The following is a 747-nucleotide window of genomic DNA, read 5'->3' on the forward strand; positions in this document are numbered from 1 at the left end:
GGCTTCGGAGGCGGTGCGGATCTGGTCGCGGGCTTGGTCGTCGTAGGTGGGGCGTTCGACTTGGCGGAAGATGCCGATGGGGGATTGGTTGAGGTAGCCGGAGTCGGTGAGCCGGCTGATGGCGAAGGCGGTGGAGGGGTCGGGGTTGTGGGCGTCGTGGATCAGTACCTGGTCGGTGGCCACGGATGTGGTGGGGACGACCTCGACGCCGCCGGAGGCGGCGCGGACCAGGGCTTTGTCGCCGAGGCCGGTGGTCTCGTCGCGGGCGCCGAAGGTGATCGGTTCGCCGTGCACGAGCGGGATGATCGCGTCGGCCTTGGTGTCGGGGTTCTTGATGGCGTCGAAGGCGCCGTCGTTGAAGATCGGGCAGTTCTGGTAGATCTCGACGAACGAGGTGCCGCGGTGGGCGGCGGCGGCGGAGAGTACCGAGGTGAGGTGCAAGCGGTCGGAGTCGATGGTGCGGGCCACGAACGCGCCCTCGGCGCCTAGGGCCAGGGAGACGGGGTTGAAGGGGTGGTCCAGGGAGCCCACTGGAGTCGACTTGGTGACCTTGCCGACCTCGGAGGTCGGGGAGTACTGGCCCTTGGTGAGGCCGTAGATGCGGTTGTTGAACAACAAGATGGTCATGTTCACGTTGCGGCGCAGGGCGTGGATGAGGTGGTTGCCGCCGATGGACAGCGCGTCACCGTCGCCGGTGACCACGAAGACGGAGAGGTCTTCGCGGGCGGTGGCCAACCCGGTCGCGAT

1 protein-coding gene is annotated in these 747 nt (G+C 67.6%); it reads right to left on the minus strand.

Features of this window, described 5'->3' with window-relative positions; all coding sequences use genetic code 11:
- Positions 1-747 (minus strand): thiamine pyrophosphate-dependent enzyme (locus NJ4_RS24860; RefSeq protein ID WP_067442139.1); only part of this gene is annotated, 747 nt, incomplete at both ends.

Source organism: Nocardioides jensenii JCM 1364 = NBRC 14755 (genome assembly GCF_001552535.1).
Lineage (GTDB): Bacteria > Actinomycetota > Actinomycetes > Propionibacteriales > Nocardioidaceae > Nocardioides > Nocardioides jensenii.